Raw genomic sequence first — 1,144 nt, 5'->3', positions numbered from 1 at the left:
GAAGGTCGAGGCGAAGACAGACGGCGTCTGCCACCCCAGTTGGGAGAAGGGGCGTTCGGTATTGTAGTCTGAGCGCCAGTTGGCCAAGACGGTCCGGGTCTGGGGCAGTGACGAGAACAGTGCCTCGTTGAGCAGTTTGTCACGCAGGCGACCATTGAAGCTTTCGATGAAGCCGTTCTGCGTCGGTTTGCCGGGCGCGATGTAGTGCCATTCGACGAGAGCCCGATCTGCCAAGCCAGGATCGCGTCGCTGGTGAACTCGCTGCCATTGTCGCTGACGATCATCTGCGGCCTGCTGCGCTCGGTGACCACACGGTCGAGTTCGCGTGCGAACCGAAGGCCCGACAGCGAAGTGTCTGCGACCAGCGCCAGGTTCTCTCGTGTGCAGTCATCCACGATAGCCAGGACCCGGAAGCGGCGGCTATCGGTGAACTGGTCGGAGACGAAGTCGAGCGACCAGCGCTGATTGGGCCCGAGGGGAACCAGTATCGGCGCTCTTGTGCCGATAGCTCGTTTACGGCCACCGCGACGGCGCACAGCCAGCTTCTCCTCGCGATACAGTCGAAAGAGCCGCTTGCGGTTCACGACTTGACCCTCGCGCTTGAGCAGCACATGCAGGCGGCGATAGCCAAACCGCCGACGCTTGCGGGCGATGGCGATCATGCGATCCTGCAGGGCGCGGTCGTCAGGGCGCGCGGGTTGGTATCGGACGGTCATGCGGCTGCTGCCGATGGCTTTACACGCCCGCCGTTCGCTCATCGTGTGATGCCCCACGAGATGCGCGACGGCTTTCCGCTCGGCGGCGGGCGTCACCATTTCTTTCCCAGCAAATCCTTCAGCGCGACGTTGTCGAGCATCGCGTCGGCCAGCATTCGCTTCAGCTTGGCGTTCACAGCGTAAACCCGTCCCGGGTTTATCGAGACGTCTTCGAGTGTCCGGCGGCGCCTGGCCTCGGACACGTCCATCCCGCCGAACTTCGCCTTCCACTTGTAGATGCTGGCGTCGCTAACACCGTGCTCGCGGCACAGATCAGCGACCGAGACCCCGGTCTCCTGTTCCTTCAGGATCGCGATGATCTGCTCTTCCGAGAAGCGGCTGCGCTTCATGTCCTGGTCCTCTCAAGGGGCCAGAACGAACTTCAAACC

The 1,144-nt window shown here is 62.8% G+C and carries 1 pseudogene; it reads right to left on the bottom strand.

What is annotated here, in order from left to right:
• Positions 1 to 1,105: pseudogene (locus AC1D2L_RS25775) on the bottom strand (IS3 family transposase); the annotation flags it as partial.
• Between the last annotated feature and the right edge of the window lie 39 nt (positions 1,106 to 1,144).

This window comes from Allobosea sp. P1_B10 (assembly GCF_056406735.1).
The sequence above is the reverse complement of the archived record's forward strand: the minus strand, read 5'-3'. Positions and strand labels throughout refer to the sequence as shown.